This is a genomic window from Nitrospira sp. T9, from assembly GCF_052156535.1.
In the GTDB taxonomy this organism is placed as follows: Bacteria; Nitrospirota; Nitrospiria; order Nitrospirales; family UBA8639; genus Nitrospira_E.
Genome location: NZ_JBQKUP010000036.1, coordinates 33780 through 49792 on the forward strand (window position 1 = coordinate 33780; position 16013 = coordinate 49792).

Annotated in this window: 16 protein-coding genes; 6 read left to right on the forward strand and 10 right to left on the reverse strand. The window is 48.8% G+C overall.

Annotation, left to right across the window (positions count from 1 at the left end):
* Positions 1 to 4 precede the first annotated feature (4 nt).
* Together ACTRXD_RS12025 and ACTRXD_RS12030 are read left to right on the forward strand one after the other, a co-directional pair.
* On the forward strand, positions 5 to 658 hold the full coding sequence (locus ACTRXD_RS12025) for an isochorismatase family protein (RefSeq protein ID WP_442432049.1): 654 nt from the start codon (positions 5 to 7) through the stop codon (positions 656 to 658).
* 177 nt (positions 659 to 835) lie between these two features.
* Positions 836 to 1303 (forward strand): helix-turn-helix domain-containing protein, encoded by a 468-nt coding sequence (locus tag ACTRXD_RS12030; protein ID WP_442432050.1) that lies wholly within the window; start codon positions 836 to 838, stop codon positions 1301 to 1303.
* A gap of 339 nt (positions 1304 to 1642) precedes the next feature.
* Here the strand turns inward: ACTRXD_RS12030 and ACTRXD_RS12035 are convergent, their stop codons facing one another.
* From ACTRXD_RS12035 to ACTRXD_RS12050, 4 genes are all read right to left on the reverse strand, one after another.
* On the reverse strand, positions 1643 to 2470 hold the full coding sequence (locus ACTRXD_RS12035) for a sensor histidine kinase (RefSeq protein WP_442432051.1): 828 nt from the start codon (positions 2468 to 2470) through the stop codon (positions 1643 to 1645).
* A gap of 216 nt (positions 2471 to 2686) precedes the next feature.
* Positions 2687 to 2980, reverse strand: a complete 294-nt coding sequence (locus ACTRXD_RS12040; RefSeq protein ID WP_442432052.1) for a hypothetical protein — start codon at positions 2978 to 2980, stop codon at positions 2687 to 2689.
* A gap of 25 nt (positions 2981 to 3005) precedes the next feature.
* Complete coding sequence (locus tag ACTRXD_RS12045) at positions 3006 to 5147, reverse strand: V-type H(+)-translocating pyrophosphatase (RefSeq protein WP_442432053.1); 2142 nt, start codon at positions 5145 to 5147, stop codon at positions 3006 to 3008.
* 489 nt (positions 5148 to 5636) lie between these two features.
* Positions 5637 to 6242, reverse strand: coding sequence for a pseudouridine synthase (locus tag ACTRXD_RS12050; protein WP_442432054.1), 606 nt, complete (start codon positions 6240 to 6242; stop codon positions 5637 to 5639).
* 104 nt (positions 6243 to 6346) lie between these two features.
* On the opposite strand from ACTRXD_RS12050, the gene ACTRXD_RS12055 reads away from it, so the two are divergent.
* Positions 6347 to 7216, forward strand: a complete 870-nt coding sequence (locus ACTRXD_RS12055) for a hypothetical protein (RefSeq protein ID WP_442432055.1) — start codon at positions 6347 to 6349, stop codon at positions 7214 to 7216.
* Here the strand turns inward: ACTRXD_RS12055 and ACTRXD_RS12060 are convergent.
* Positions 7211 to 8125, reverse strand: coding sequence for an IS1595 family transposase (locus ACTRXD_RS12060; RefSeq protein ID WP_442432056.1), 915 nt, complete (start codon positions 8123 to 8125; stop codon positions 7211 to 7213). The two genes, ACTRXD_RS12055 and ACTRXD_RS12060, sit on opposite strands and share 6 nt — an antisense overlap.
* A 677-nt stretch (positions 8126 to 8802) precedes the next feature.
* On the opposite strand from ACTRXD_RS12060, the gene hflK reads away from it, so the two are divergent.
* The 3 genes from hflK to ACTRXD_RS12075 all read left to right on the forward strand — a co-directional run bounded on the left by hflK (position 8803) and on the right by ACTRXD_RS12075 (position 11429).
* Positions 8803 to 9843: an FtsH protease activity modulator HflK gene (gene hflK, locus ACTRXD_RS12065; protein WP_442432057.1), complete on the forward strand. Its 1041-nt coding sequence runs from the start codon at positions 8803 to 8805 to the stop codon at positions 9841 to 9843.
* On the forward strand, positions 9840 to 10697 hold the full coding sequence (hflC, locus tag ACTRXD_RS12070; RefSeq protein WP_442432058.1) for a protease modulator HflC: 858 nt from the start codon (positions 9840 to 9842) through the stop codon (positions 10695 to 10697). The genes hflK and hflC overlap by 4 nt, the downstream gene beginning before the upstream one ends.
* Before the next feature lie 66 nt (positions 10698 to 10763).
* Positions 10764 to 11429 (forward strand): pentapeptide repeat-containing protein, encoded by a 666-nt coding sequence (locus ACTRXD_RS12075; protein ID WP_442432059.1) that lies wholly within the window; start codon positions 10764 to 10766, stop codon positions 11427 to 11429.
* A gap of 56 nt (positions 11430 to 11485) precedes the next feature.
* Here the strand turns inward: ACTRXD_RS12075 and ACTRXD_RS12080 are convergent, their stop codons facing one another.
* The 5 genes from ACTRXD_RS12080 to ACTRXD_RS12100 form a co-directional block, all read right to left on the reverse strand.
* Positions 11486 to 11662, reverse strand: a complete 177-nt coding sequence (locus ACTRXD_RS12080) for a hypothetical protein (protein WP_442432060.1) — start codon at positions 11660 to 11662, stop codon at positions 11486 to 11488.
* A gap of 224 nt (positions 11663 to 11886) precedes the next feature.
* Entirely contained in the window at positions 11887 to 12183 is a 297-nt protein-coding gene (locus ACTRXD_RS12085; RefSeq protein ID WP_442432061.1) for a hypothetical protein, read from the reverse strand.
* Between the two features lie 581 nt (positions 12184 to 12764).
* Positions 12765 to 13694: a CobW family GTP-binding protein gene (locus ACTRXD_RS12090; protein WP_442432062.1), complete on the reverse strand. Its 930-nt coding sequence runs from the start codon at positions 13692 to 13694 to the stop codon at positions 12765 to 12767.
* A 53-nt stretch (positions 13695 to 13747) separates the two neighbouring features.
* Complete coding sequence (locus ACTRXD_RS12095) at positions 13748 to 14509, reverse strand: SIMPL domain-containing protein (protein WP_442432063.1); 762 nt, start codon at positions 14507 to 14509, stop codon at positions 13748 to 13750.
* Positions 14510 to 14764: 255 nt separating this feature from the next.
* Positions 14765 to 15994: a TraB/GumN family protein gene (locus tag ACTRXD_RS12100; RefSeq protein WP_442432064.1), complete on the reverse strand. Its 1230-nt coding sequence runs from the start codon at positions 15992 to 15994 to the stop codon at positions 14765 to 14767.
* Positions 15995 to 16013: the final 19 nt, after the last annotated feature.

Here is a 16013-nt window from a genome sequence, read left to right on the forward strand (position 1 = left end):
GAACATGAAACTCTCCAAGCATTCCTCCCCATCAGATTCTTCACCTACCCGAACCTCAAGCGTTCCCCAACCCGATCAGCATTCCGCGCTTCTCTTAGTCGACTTACAAAATGACTTCTTTCCGGGTGGGGCACTGGCCGTTCCCGAAGCTAACAGCCTCATCCCTCTCATCAACGCCTACATCAAACACTTCAGCCGTCAAGGTTGGCCCATACTGGCAACCAGAGATTGGCATCCGGCTAATCACAGCTCCTTCACCGAACAACTAGGTCCCTGGCCGGTCCATGGAGTCCAAGGATCACGCGGAGCTCAATTTCATTCCGACTTGGTCCTTCCTCCCGGAATGATGGTCATTTCTAAAGGAACTGACCCGAAGAAAGATTCGAGATCCGGCTTTGATGGTACGAGTCTGGCCGACCGACTGGAAGATCTCAACGTCCAAACATTGTATGTCCTGGGACTACCGACCGAACATTGCGTCAAGCACACGGTTCTCGATGGCTGTCAACGCGGGCTTCGAGTCGTCTTGCTCACTGATGCCACAAAAGGGAGCGACCTCCAACAGGATGGCTCCCCGCATGTGCTCCAGGAAATGACCGATGCAGGCGCCTGTCTCGCGAATAGTCGCGATATCGGAATCCCCCCCTCTTTCCGCTAAACAGTTTCTGCCCCACTCCTTAAGTGCCATGCGGAGGGTGCTTTTCCCCATGCTTCGACTTGGGAAAATTGCGCTATCCTCACATCCCCGTTTTTCCTGAACCCTTCTTTTGATCTTTTAACCGATGGTGCACACTTATCCTCAAGTGTTGTATGGAGAAATCCGAGAAGTGGATTCATGAGACCAAAGGGGAGTGCAGCAAAATTAGAATCGAGACGCCGATTGGCTGCCAGCCTGTTGGCCAGAGGTCGAGGCATTCGCGAGGTCGCACGAACAATCGGTGCAGCGCCCTCGTCCGTCAAACGATGGAAAGATGCACTCGAACAAGGGGGAAAAAATGCCTTAAAGTCTAAACCCCATACCGGTCGTCCATCCCGTCTTTCCCCCAAACAACGCCAACGTCTCCTTCTTATGCTCAAACGAGGACCACAAGCAGCAAAGATGCGGAGTGATCATTGGACCTGTCGACTGATTGGCCGAATGATTCGCCAATGCTTCGGAGTAAAGTATCACCCCGACCATGTGAGTCGGATTTTGCGAGGTTTGGGTTGGAAAAATAACATGATAATCAGCCCGAGTAAAAAAAACAGTAGGACGACCCAACCACGCCTTCGGCGCTCAAGCCAATCCCGCCGCCATCGATAAGAAATTTTCGATGGAGGTCACTTCAATCCGCCATGACCCAGAGGTCAGTTCGGACTCCTGGCCACAATTTCTTTCCTGCTTCATTTCTCGATACTTTCTTAACTTTCCTTAGAAAACGTCCTCCCCCTGCCATTCACCACCACGTTCAGCTCAGAGAATCTTTCTGTCTATTGCGAGGTCAGGCCCCAAGGGAATGTTTCATGCAAACCCCCGCAAAATTTGTCGCTTCGCGGAGTACTGCAAGAAGATCCCTGACGCACACCGCGATTAACAACAACTTGAAGCAGGCCAGGGTGGCTGACTGAATGCCGGGAAAAGCACGTCTTCACTTTCTTCGATTCATTTATCCTTCCCTTCTCCCTCCTCGACAATAATCGCCCGAGGAAAGTACACCCGAAAGGTCGAGCCTTGCCCTGGAATTGAGTCGACTTCAATGTTTCCCTGATGCCGGTCTATGATGCGACGCACAATGGCCAAACCCACCCCTTGACGACTATCCGGCTCTACGGCAGGATGGGAGAATCCCTCAAAAATTCCGGCATGATGGTCCCCCGCAATCCCGATTCCGTTATCCCCAACAGAATAGACCGACCAACCATGCATCGTTTTACCGGAGATAATAATTTCTCCCGGACGTGCAGGATCGAGATATTTCTGGGCATTATCAATCAAAATCGAAAAAACTTGAGTCACTAACACCTCATCACCCATACAATCCGGAAGATCCTCAATCCGCACAAGAACTTCTCTGCTCTTGAGTTTTCTCTCCATGGAAGTCACGATTCCCATCACCAGTTGATTCACGTCCAGGCCCTCCCACCGAAGGCCAATCTGCCCAAGCCGGATAAACTGAAGAAGTCCAGACGTGAAACCACGCACATGATCCACCTCACCCTGAATACGCTGTACTGCCTCGGGAATATCTTCTGTGGGGAGAGGACCGAGTGGCTTCCGCGCATAATCGGATTGCACCTCCTCCTCAAATAATGCATTCAGCCGACCGCATGCCATAGTGAGTGTCTGACAGGCATCCTGGATAGTTGTCAGTGAAGCAGGAAGATCCTGGGAGATCGCCTGTAACAACAGATCAACATCTGTGGAGGAAACCGCCTCAGATTTTCTCTTCCTCTGAAAAGAAAAATCTCCTGGTTGTTTGGGTGGTTCCATACAGGGTGACTCCTTTTCCGCCCGCCATCTCAGTCAGTGAAGAAACCTGCCTGCCGGAACTAAGCAGGACATATGCCAATAGAGAGGGACCGCCATGTCCCTCTGAAATCGTTGTCCCTGAAATTCTAAAAGTACCGGAACAACGAATGAGAAAAACGGGAGTGCCTCATGGCGACTCTCATGATCACCAAAATAGAGCTCTCGCCCTTAAAAATTTTAAACCATCAATCTTTGTTGTAATGAGGCCGAAAAATGAGGGGAAAAACCGATGGAATGACCATCTTGGTCAACCACCTCAAAGGAAAGAAAAAGGGAATGAAGAGAGAGATAAAAACTGTACAAGGAATGGAATAATGATAAACACAACATCAAGATAAAAATGAAGCCACCATACAAAGGCAAGGCCAGTTTCGCGATATAACTTAAAATGGAAACACCATCATCTACATCAATCATGATAACAAGGATGACAGCATTCCGCCCAACAAAACACAAGGGAGAATCAGTCATGTTGGGCGGCCCTGCTCTGTGGAAATTACTTTATCAAGAGCCCCCCGTACTGGACGAAAAATGGCACAAACACCAATGACAGAATAGCTGAAAGTTTGATCAGGATATTCAACGAGGGCCCTGAGGTGTCTTTCAGGGGATCACCCACGGTATCACCAACGACTGCAGCCTTGTGGGTGTCCGTACCCTTCCCCCCAAGATTTCCAGCCTCAATATATTTCTTTGCATTATCCCAAGCCCCACCACTATTCGATGAGGAGATGGCGATGACCCCACCAGCGACAAGGGACCCGGCAAGCACACCAGCCACCGCTTGAATGCCAAACAGAAATCCAGTGATCAGCGGCGTTCCCATGATCAGAATGCCTGGTGCAATCATTTCTTTCAGGGCAGCTTGAGTTGAAATGGCGACACATTGCTCATAATCCGCCTCGGCCTTTCCTTCCATGAGGCCGGGAATCGTGCGGAACTGCCGTCGGACTTCTTCGATCATCTTATAGGCCGCCGACCCCACCGATTTCATCGTCATGGCGGAAAAATAGGCGGGCAACACGGCCCCGATAAACAACCCGGTAAACACCAGGGGATCCAGCAAATTAATACTGCCTAACAGATCATATTCTGGGCCATGTTGTTCCTTCAGCAGTAAGTCTGCCCTGGTGAGGAACGCCGCGAACAGGGCCAATGACGTCAGAATAGCCGCACCGATGGCAAAGCCCTTCCCAATGGCGGCAGTCGTATTTCCGGCAGCATCCAATACATCCGTCCGTTTACGGACATGTTCCGGCATACCCGCCATTTCAGCGATACCCCCGGCATTATCGGAAACCGGTCCATAGGCATCGATCGTGAGTGCAATCACAAGTGTCCCCAACATACCAAGAGAGGCAATGGCCACCCCGTACATACCGGCTAACATCCACGGAATATAGATGGCGAGACCAATGGCGAGATAAGGGCCCACGGCACTCTTATAGCCGAGTGCCAGTCCAAAAATGATATTCGTGGCTGCACCCGTTTCACATGATTTCGCCACTTCCCGCACAGGCCCATAGTCATGGGAAGTGTAGTATTCAGTCATCAATCCCACGGCAAGCCCCGCAATCAAGCCTGACAGGAAGCAAAAATACACCCCCAGATCGGTATACGCCTGCCCACCAATCTCAAAGGTATCCGGAAGCATGGCCTTGGTGACAAACAACATCACCACTGCCATCAACGCACTGGAGATGATCAGCATCTTTTTCAGCGCCGGGCCAACCTGGTCCTCGGAAGTGACTTTGACCATCATCAGAGTAAGAAGGCTCACCGGGATGCCGATGGCAGAAATAAGGATTGGATACAATAACGCATCAACCATTCCGGAAAAGGCAACCGCACTAATCACCATGGCGGCGCAGGTGCTTTCCGCACAAGAACCAAATAGATCGGCCCCCATTCCAGCTACATCACCCACGTTATCGCCCACGTTATCGGCAATCACCGCAGGATTACGCGGATCATCTTCCGGAATCCCTGCTTCAACTTTTCCCACCAAATCAGCCCCAACGTCAGCGGCTTTTGTGAAAATTCCACCACCCACACGCGCAAATAACGCGATAGACGATCCCCCGAGACCGAATCCGGCAATGACTTCCATCAGAATATGCGTCGGGAGTTGAGCCGGCATGATACTTTTGAGCCCAAGATAGATAATTAACAGTCCTAAGGCCGCCAAGCTGACCAACGCAAAGCCCATCACGGAGCCGGAATGCAACGCAACATTAAATGCGGAGGAGAGGGATTGGTTGGCAGAGACGGTCGTTCGTACATTTCCTTGCGTGGCGATCTTCATCCCGATGAAACCCGAGGCAATCGAAATGATGGCGCCAAAAATGAAGGCAATAGCCGTGTATAGCCCTTCATTCACGTAGTCGGTGTGATGATCATCAATTAACACCGCAATGATTGCGGCAAAAACCACCATGAAGATGGCCATAATTTTGTATTCCTGTTTCAGGAATGCCATGGCCCCGGTGGCAATAGCCGAATGGATTTTCGCCAGACGCTTCCGGGTTTCCGGATCTTCGACACCCATATCAATGGGGATCTTCAGAACCGAGGAAGAGTAGTAATACGCAACAGCTAATCCAAGAACAGACAGAGCCAGAATAATAGTTACCGACATGTTAGAAATATCTCCATTCTTATGTAAGTGACCAATAGTGAATTGTTCACACCGGCTCAACAGGAACTATAGGATGAGACCGTCGAATTCCGGCTATGGGCTAAGACCATACGGCACAACCTAAGACCCGACCGTCTATTTGTCCACAGAGAAATGCCTCATTCTCGAATTAACTTCCTTCTATCGTTTTAGCCTGGGGACAAAACAGCGTGCGAGGGGTTACCTGGACCGACCAGACACCATCATGACATCGGCCTGATTTAAAAATGTGTCATGCCGCCGTTCCGCCGGTCATCAAATCTTGTTCATTAGATGACGAGCGCTGAATTTTACCTGTCCGGGCAACAATGTTCAAGGTAAAAACCCTAATAACCATTTTTACCGACGCCATCACCATGACCAAGGTCAAACATGAGGGATGTTTCAGGCTCCTGCCAATTATTTCATCCGAATGACTTTTTCCTGTCCACACACCCGACCTAGAAATCCCTACGACAACCCGCGCAATTCTCCTGTTCGAAGCTCCCTCCATTGTCCTGGCGCAAGAGAGCCCAACCGAATAGGCCCGATGGCGACACGAATAATCCTTAGTGTCGGATGTCCCACTTGAGCAGTCATATGTCGAATCTGCCGGTTCATGCCTTCCTGAATTTCCATCCGCAACCATGCCGTAGGGACGGATTTGCGAAAACGAATAGGGACCGGACGAGGATAGACGTCTGGCTCCTCATGAAGAAGCTGCACCTTAGCCGGTCGGGTCCTTTTGCCCTTGACCATAACGCCCTCCCGAAGCCCCACGAGGGCTGGTTCATCCGGAATACGTTCCACTTGCACCAAATAGGTTTTGAAAACTTTTTGAAATGGCGAGGTCAGACGATGAGCCAGATCTCCATCGGAAGTCAGCAGCAGCAGGCCCTCACTATCCATATCCAATCGACCGGCCGGATACACCCGTGACTCAGCCACATAGTCGGCTAACGTCGGACGCCCTTCAGAATCGGTAAATTTTGACAGGACCCCGTACGGCTTATGCAGCATCAGATGTCGATGAGATAATTGCGAGGATATCCCGGCTTGAAATTTTGACTTCTTCATTAGTCTGCCCGGCCGGTCAATCAAAAAACGCCTCTCAAACAGACAACTAATAGTTTCCCGACTATCTACTTGATGCAAGGAGTAGAAATGCGTAAAATTGGGGGATGTTGCAAAGAATAAAAATTTGGCTTGTAAAATTTTTTTCAGAACTTAAAAATTGGAAAATATGGATGGCCTTCTTCTTTGTTGAACTTTTTAAAGATAGGTTTTTTGCATGGATAAACTTTGAGATAGATCGCTCAATGTCAAATATTGGCAATGCAAGCATAAATGGGGCATTAGATAAGATTGGGTGGATGTCTGAGCTGGCTATTCAAAATCCAATTGGAACGACTTTTTTTCTTTTTTTTCTAGTCCTGATGGTATTGTTGGTTCATTCATATATTGAAACAAGGCCCAGGGTTGGAGCGAGTTCAATAGGTTTGTATCCTGATACTTCTTTTATTGATATTCATAAAATTCCTAGAGAAATACAGGTACAAACCAAAGCACAGCCTCCCTCCCCTTCAAATCTTTCTGATTCAGGAGTTCAAATATCAGGAGTTCAAATATTTGGGACTAATAAGGCCCTTGTTGTTCGCCTTACAAACTCGAAACACCCTGAACCAATGGAAGGAGTTCAGGTTTTTATTATAGAAATACAAAAATGGTCAAGTACGAATAAGGTCTTTCATCCTGAAAGTCAGTTTCACAATAAGCCTTATTTCCCAATAAGAATTAGCGGCTCGGAAAAACTATACCTGCATGAGCCGAGGGATTATGAATTTCTTAAAATAGAAGCAGATAAAATAAGAATTGATTCACCGCAGAAAAATCAAACAATAATGTTTAAGGGTAAAAATGGTTTCTGGAAAGTCGGCCTTAAAATAAAAATTGCAGACAAAGAATATATCGATAAACTGTATTTTTCACATTCAAAAGATGAAAATATGATTAAGTTTGTTCGCTTCCCCTTAGACTTTCCTGTTTCATGAAGCTATTAAATTTTGATATTCAAGATTCTTTGACTCGATGAGTTTTTTTAGTGTATCTCGAAATAAGAATTTATTTTCACGATTATTGATCCGCCACTCTAATTCGTCGAGGTAGGCGTCCAAATGTTTCTTGCTGATACTGTGGTAGGTTCCCATGACCGAACGCTTGAGAAGACTCCAAACATTTTCAATGCCATTGGTGTGAATGTCGTTGGCTCGAACCCATTCTTTCTGTTTATGGTTCACGGTTTCGTGTTTGGTGTCATGATCGCCAATGCCCTTATAGGCTGGATGTTCATCTGTGACAATGATTTCTGTATCAGGTGCCGCATGATCCTTAATGAATTTATGCAGGGTTTTTCGGTCAGCGTTTTCAATTTTCTTCATCCGAAGTTTGCCGTTGCGTTGAATGATGCCAACGACTAAAGCCTTATTCTTTTTGTAATTGCCGATGCCTTGACCATGTCCTTCCAATTTACCACCAACCCATGTCTCATCGACTTCGACGGTGCCATTGAGCATTTCGGCGTTCAATTCGGCCATGGCTGCCCTAATCCGATGACAGAGATACCAGGCGGTTTTATAGGAAACATTCAGGACCCGTTTGACTTGGTTGGCCGAAATGCCTTTTTTAGATTCAATCATCATGTAAATAACGGCAAACCATTTATGAAGCGGGAGATGGGAGTCATGGAAGATAGTGCCAGCGGTCACAGAGAACCGGCACCGACAGGCGTTGCAATCAAATTGGCGACGGGCATAAATACGGGAAATGCTGAATGATTGGCACTTGGGACATTGCACACCATTCGGCCATCGGAGATCCTCTAGGACCTCAAGGCATTTCTCGTGAGAGTTGTATTCACCCATCATGGTTATCAAATCTAATTTTGGCGTATTGAGAGGCATAATATGACTCCTAAAAAGAAACCTTCTGATATGACCACCAAACAAATTGCCAATAAGATCTTTCCTCCTGAAGTACGGAAAGAACTAGAGCGTGTGGCCCATGAGAAGGATCAGCCGAAAAAGAAGAAAAAGTAATCATCATGGAGTCATGTTAGCAAATACCCTAGCGTGCGTCAAGTATATAGTCGGGAATAGTTTTCTCCATGTCGTCATAAACATCCCTCCTAAAAAATAAAACCTATCTCATCGCTGCCATATTACCAAGCCCTCTGCGGCTATTCGATCAACATCAACCACTTATGGGCAAGTCAGAAACGCCTCCAACCTGACTACCGTATGGAGGCCTCTTACCGATCAACCCAGCCTCCTTTCACTCCAAATATCATAAGAAAAGATCAGGCCAAACAATTTTGGTATTTTCCCCATTTATTCCAGACGGGAATAAGAATTTTTATTCCAGAAGGCCAATCCAAGGTCCTGACCATGCCCATTTAACAAAAAGCCAATAGAACGTATCCATACCCGATAAAGAGCTGCAGCACTGCACTCCCTACCCGTTTGGAATAGGATTCATTGATCTTTTATTGCCCCATTCAAAAATTTCTGTTACCGTGGTTCACGTAACTACAGTGATCACCTCGCACGTCCCGCTTGTAACTCAAATATAGGACTAACGTATGGCATGGGAACCTAAAGATCCGTGGGGAGGAAGCGGTCAAGACCCCCTCGATGAAGCGCTTCGGAAAGCACAAGACCAACTCACTCGACTCGTGCCCGGCCGGGGTTTCAAATCAATCATTTACATCGTCTTAGCAGTCCTGGCTCTCTGGCAATCGGTGTTTATTGTGGCCCCGGACGAACAAGGTCTGGTGAAACGATTTGGCGATATTGTTCGAGAGGTTGAATCCGGACCACATTTTAAAATTCCATTTGTGGAAACAGTCGACACCCCAAAAGTTGAAAAACTCCATCGAGTGGAGGTGGGATTCCGTGAAGACCGCGGACGCACCCAATTCGTTCCAAGAGAAGCCCTCATGTTGACCGGTGACATGAATATTCTGTCTCTCGAGTTCATCGTCCAATATAAAATCAAAGAAGCTAAAAATTATTTATATAAAGTCGCCGATGTCGAAGCCACGATTCACAACGCGGCTGAAGCAGCCATGCGGGAAGTCATCGGCAAAAGTAAAATTGATGAAGCGCTAACGATCGGCAAAGCCCAGATTCAACAGGAGGCTCAAGACCTGCTTCAAGGCATCCTCGATCAATACCTAGCCGGCGTACAAGTGGCCACCATCCAACTTCAGGATGTGAATCCTCCGGATGCCGTCGCCGCAGCTTTTAAAGATGTCGCCAGCGCCAAGGAAGACCGTGAAAAACTCATTAACCAGTCTCACGGCTACCGAAACGATCTAATCCCCAGAGCAAAAGGGGAAGCGGCTCAAGGCATCAACCAGGCCAAAGGAAGCGCACAGTCACGGATTGCACGTGCGGAGGGGGAAGCCAATTACTTTCTCCAGACTTTAAAAGAATACAAACTGGCTAAGGATGTCATCAGTAAACGGGTATACATTGAAACGATGGAAGAAGTCATGGCCAATACGGAAAAAATCATTTTGGATTCTAAGGCCTCAGGCAATGTCCTGCCCTTTCTTCCGTTAGACCGCCAATCCCGCTCTAGGGGAGAAACAACCACGCAAGGAGGGGACAACCGATGAAACAAAATCTCCTCATTGGTGTCATATTAGTTTTTGGATTGCTCTTAGTATTAGGGCTCTCCCCGTTTTTTGTGGTCGATTTAACCGAAACAGCTATCGTGGTCGCATTGGGAAAACCTGTCCAAACCATCACGGAACCAGGGCTGAAATTCAAGATTCCCTTTTACCATCAAGTGACCTTCTTTGATAAACGCTATTTGGACTATGACGCTCCCGTACGAGATGTCATTACCAGTGACAAGAAGTCTATGGTGATCGACAATTTCGCCAAATGGCGCATAGTGGATCCCTTAAAAGTCTATCAGGCCTTTCAGACACAACGAGGTGCCCTCCAGCGCCTGGACGATATCATTTACTCGGAATTGCGGGTTGAGTTGGGCCGGCATGAACTGACGGAAATCGTTTCCGCAAACCGGGCGTTGATCATGAAAGTCGTGTCGGATCGTTCCAACGAAAAAGCCTCGGCCTACGGGCTGGAAGTTTTGGATGTACGGATCAAGCGGGCTGATTTGCCCGAGCAAAATGAAAAAGCTATTTTCCAACGGATGCAGGCAGAACGGGAACGGCAGGCCAAGCAATATCGAGCAGAGGGAGAGGAAGAAGCCCAAAAAATTCGCTCCGAAGCCGAGAAAGACAAGCAAATCATTCTGGCAGAGGCCTATAAAACCGCACAGGAAATTCGCGGAGACGGTGAAGCTAAAGCCTACAAAATCTATGCGACCGCCTATCAACAAGGCCCGGAGTTTTTTGAATTTATCCGAACCATGGAAGCCTACAAGAAAACCTTTGCAAACAATACGACGTTGGTTCTCTCCCCGGATTCGGAATTCCTCAAGTACCTCAAAAAACGGTAAGCAGGCAAAAACCCACCACCTTCAGCCAGGCGATCCGGTTCGTCGTTCAATCCCGACACTCTCCTCATGGCCAATCCTGAACATGTTGAACGCCTCATCAAGGGAGGGGTCGGGGAATGGAATAAATTTCGACGGACTAATCAGACGATTCAACCCGATCTAAGCGGAGCCGATCTTTCCGGGTACGACTTTACCGGGCTTGATTTAAGCCAGGCCAATCTGGAAGGGGCAGACCTCTCAGACGCCTATCTCTTTCATGCCAATTTAACAGAAGCCAACCTCTCCGGGGTGGACCTCACCGAAGCCGATGTGCAGGAAGCCAATCTGATTAAGGCTAATCTCTCACATGCCACCATGACCAGGATTGATCTGTCCGGAACCGGGCTCATTGCCTGCAACCTGGAGGGTGCGAATCTTGAGGGAGCCATTCTCACACGGGCTTCGCTTCCCTGGGGAAATCTTACCCGTGCCAATCTGGCCAAAGCCAAGCTCAACCTAACTGATTTGCGTGAAGCTCAACTCATACAGGCTAATCTTGAAGGGGCCTCACTTCAGGATAGCTCACTGACCGGGACGAATTTACAGGAAGCCAATCTCCAAGGGGCCACTCATGTCTCCATTGATCTGCTCGCCAAAGCTAAATCTCTGTATCAAACCATCCTTGATCCGGACCTAAAGAGAACCCTTCTGCAATCCCATTCTCACCTTTTCGAAAAACCGGTTGACCTATAGAAAAAAGTTCCAAGCAATTTTAATTTTATTCCATTGGAAGGAATAATTTACGAAACTTACTTTTTACGGCGCAGAAGCCACCACTTGCGATCAAGAAACCATACGATCCCGTCAGACAACCCCAACATGACAGTCATGACCACCCACCAGGTTCCGACCACTAATACCGGAATCAACACAAGGCCCACCAAACCCATGACGATCCCTAAAACGGCCCACATGACCAGTTTCATGTTTCACCTCCATTCAATAAGCTCAGAAAAGTTTAGATATGAGGCAGGAGGATCTCCAGTTGGATGCTCTCACCTCACCCATCCCTTCCGAGGGAAACGGTGAGGCGAAAGAGCCATACTCAACAGCGGCAGGGATTCAACTTCACTGCTCCGAGCCAGTCGTGAGACACTTCCCTCAGGAAGACTCTCGGGACACCAAGAAGCAGGGGCACCAGGATTGGTCTTCAGAAAGTCAGTGACGTCTGATTGATTGTCCGGGCAGTCTCAACTTGTTGGCAGCTTTCTTCCGCCAACATAAGTTGCCCGCTACTGGCATCTTGGGGAATTCTTCCCAGACAGGCTTTTAAAGTGTCCTGGACACTTCCCACCGCGATTTGCGTGAAACCTTGAGCCTGTGCCTCTGCAGAAGACATCGGTTCTGTTCCTTGTGGGGCGGCTAAAGTCAGTCCCGGTAGAATCAAAGAGATGAGCCCCATGGAGGCAACAAGAATGGTGCGTTTCATCAATAGAGTGTGTTTCATGGTTATTCTCTCCTTCTTAAAAAAAAGGTAAAAAAGTGCACTCTGCGTCACATGGGTCCATGTGACGAGGCAAACAAGATTGGCAACCTGCCTAGAAAGTAAAGGTCCCTATTCCCTCAAAGGCAGATCCCTACACAGCAGAGGTTGGCCTCTCGCTAAAAGACGCATAAATGGCCGCACCCCAAAAGAGAAACATGAGGCCTAAGAGAGCTTCCATTGAATACATAGTGTTCACCTCTTTCCTGGGACCGCAGGGGTCAGGAATGAACTCTCCCGGAACCTGATCTGACGACCAGCGTTACAATCGAAGCCGTTGATCGGCACCGATTGGTGAGAAGAGTTTAGGCGTAGGCTTGCGGAGACAGAGGAATCAGACGCGCAGGAAGGAAAGTTGAAGCGCGAGGGATAGGAGAGTCAACGTAGATTCATACGTCATACACTCACGCTATACCTTAAACGGGAGGGTGTCAAGGCAACACCATGTGTGTCTTTGAGTCAGTCGACAATTAAAGTGGATGATTCCCACAAGTCCTGCATGAATGAGAACCCGATCCGTGGAGAGATGGGAAAGACCGAGGACTCTATTTTCGGCGGATGGCGACCAGGCGGCCAAGCATTTCTTTGGGAAATTGCGAGGGAGGCGAGCTCAGATCAATGCGAGGACCAACGCCTTGAACCAGCTTCGGACCTTCTGAGGTGTTCACGATGCCTTTGATGCGAAGAGTGTTAAGCGGTTGAAGTTCTTGGATGAGCTGTTCGGGCGTGAGGTCGTCAGGAAAGGAGAGTTCCTCTGCTTGAAATTCCTCATGCGTGTGAGGAAGGAGTTCAGGTTTTCGTTGAGAGTTGGGTAAAACCTTTTTGGCGGGGAGGGAAGGAAAAACAATCGTCGTATCGATTTCCCCTTGAATGCTTCGAATCACTGGAGCACCAGGGGCCATATCCTGAAGAAGGTTTTCCAATCGGCCGATTGAGTCTGATGGAACTAAATCGACTTTATTGAAGACCAACAGATCTGCCGAAGAGACCTGTTGCTCAAACGTGCCCTCCAAGTCTCGCCCGTGTGCCACTTGTTCCGCATTGACGACAACCACCGCTAAACTCTCACCCACCCACTCCGTGACGGGCTCACGCCAAAATGTCAGGAGCGTTTCGAAGGGTAAGGCCACGCCGGATGTTTCCACCACCACTCGATCCGGACGAATAGTTTCCCATAGATTCTGCAACGTGTTGAGTAATTCACCGGAAAGCTGGCAGCACACACACCCTCCTTCCAGTTCCACATACCCTGGACCGCCTTCTTCTTGAAGCAGAGCCCGGTCAATGCCTAATTCACCAAATTCATTCGAGATCACAGCCAATTTCAGCCCCTGTTGTTGAGCATCCGCAATTAAATGTTTAACAAGCGTCGTCTTGCCAGCCCCAAGGAAGCCGGACACCACCAATGCCGGAACACCAAGATCTGGTCCAGCTTTTCCAGTTCGTGCAACAGCTTCTGGTTGTTCATTGTTCATGGAGGGTATGCTCATGAGCACTAAGGACCGGAGTCAGATAAAGAGAGAATTGATTACTTCTGACTGATTTCATACACCAGGAGGACGGAACCACGTATCGAGATTTCACCTGCCGACACCGATGCTTCTCCTCCGCTATCCATCGCCATCGCCATGCGGTATCGACCCTCAGGAGGGGATGGAGAAACGCCACCTTCCGAGACATTGATCATCCGAACCAATTTGAGGTTCAAGGCCTGAGCCAACGCTTCAGCTTTGGATTGGGCTTGGCCAGAAGCCTGTTTCAAGACTTCAAGCTTGGTGGGTTGTTCATTTTGCAAGCCCCAGGCAATGCCTGAAAATCTGTTGGCTCCAACCTGTAAGACCCGGTCCACGACCTTTCCCACCACCTCAAGATTACGCACCTCCACATTGACCTGGTGGACGACACGATAGCCAATGATACGGGGAACACGGTTCTCTAACGTTCCATCGGTTGGACGCCGCGGGGGTGGTGGATATTCAGGAATGACATTCAAGGACGTCGTTTGAATGAACTCAGACGGAATATTAAACCGTCGGCACTCCTCCAAGACCTTCGCTACCCGCTCCTGATTCTCCTGTTGAACATCGGACAGTTTTTCTCCGACTGTTTCGACCGCAAAACTCAACACCGCTTTATCAGGAGACACATTGATCATCCCCTCTGCGGAAACGGTTAATCGTGGAAGATTCTCTTCATTCGTTTCCGCCCACCCGGATACCGGGAGCAACAGCAATAAAAATCCCAGCACCACACCATTCACTAATGTTGAGGCATTCATGGTCGTAGACATTGACAAACCCCCTGAATGTTTTTGAGAATGGCTTCTAGTTATGACCAACACCGATTCTATTCCTCCTGTGACGCCCTCTGCCTCGGATCTGCCGGACCGTCTCTGCACCTGGTGTCAAACTGCTATGCTGAAACGTCTCGTAGGCGATGGTCGATTTATTCACTATACCTGCCCGAAATGTATTTTCCAGCATACGTCAAAAGTCTCCGCGCCCCAACCCTAGCCTCACGGTGCCTTGCTGTGTTTGGCTCCTGATTAAAACAAATTGGAAACAATGCGGGTGCCCCCTACCCAGGTGCCGATGAGACTCCCGATTGTGGGAAGGAGAAAGGCTAAAAATACACGAAGGAGTCGACTTTTCCACCACTTTCGTGGAATGGCAATATCTTCCGCCACCGTTTGAAACTCCCGCACCAGAGGCGGTTGCAAATAAGCCTGGACAAACGCCGTGACATACCCGACTCCAATAACGGGGGTGAGACTGGTAAACGGTGCCGAGATGAATGCAGCGGCGATGGTGAGCGGATGAGCCATGGCCAACATCCCGCCAATCCCGCTGGGAATACCATTGGCCAAAATCCAAAACAATAAATTCTCTCCGGCAGCACTTAACCCCTTTTGCCATCCAATCCAGGCAATGGACCCCACAATTAGAACCGGGATACTCCAACCCACGGCTTTCCAGACCGGAGAGACGGGCTGGATGCTTTCCAGCTCCTCCAAGTCCACCGGCTCCCGGCCATGCAATGTGCGGCAAATGCCTTCCACATGCCCTGCGCCAACCACGGCGACAATCCTGGACCCTGCCGCATCGGCAATTTTTTTAGCTAAATAATGATCCCTCTCGTCAATGAGCACCGTTTTGAGCGTCGGCACCTCTTTCCCTAGGTCCTTCATCATTTCTGAAAGCACATCCTGCTTTTTAAGGTTCCGAATCTCCTCTTCGGAGACTTCTGTGGTATCAAAGATACTCAGCATGAGCGAAGACATTAACAGACTTTTTCGCCAAAATGGGGTGTTGCGCCAGGCACGACGCATCGTCACCCGCACGTCCCGGTCGGCGAGGGTCACGGGAATATCATGCTTGTCGGCCATTCGAATGGCCTCCAGCATTTCAGTACCTGGAATGACGCCCAATTTATCTCCCAACCGTTTTTGGAAGGAAGACAAAATAAGATTGACCATCAGCGTACTGAGCTGCTGCTTGCGGATGATTTCCTTGATGTCCAATGATTCCCATCGATTGGGATGCGAAATGGCTTCAAAACGCTTGGCATCCAATTCTACACAAACACGGTCGGGATGCTCCTGTTCAATGACGAGTTTGACCAAATCCACAGATTCTTGTGACACATGGGCCGTGCCAATAAGAATTACGGTCTTCCCATACACGGACAGACACAAGACATCAGCCTCGTACTGTCCCACCAAGCCTGTGGATGGTTCCGACACAATTCCTGGTGGGGTATAATCTGAATTTTTCATGGGCACACCATGGCATATC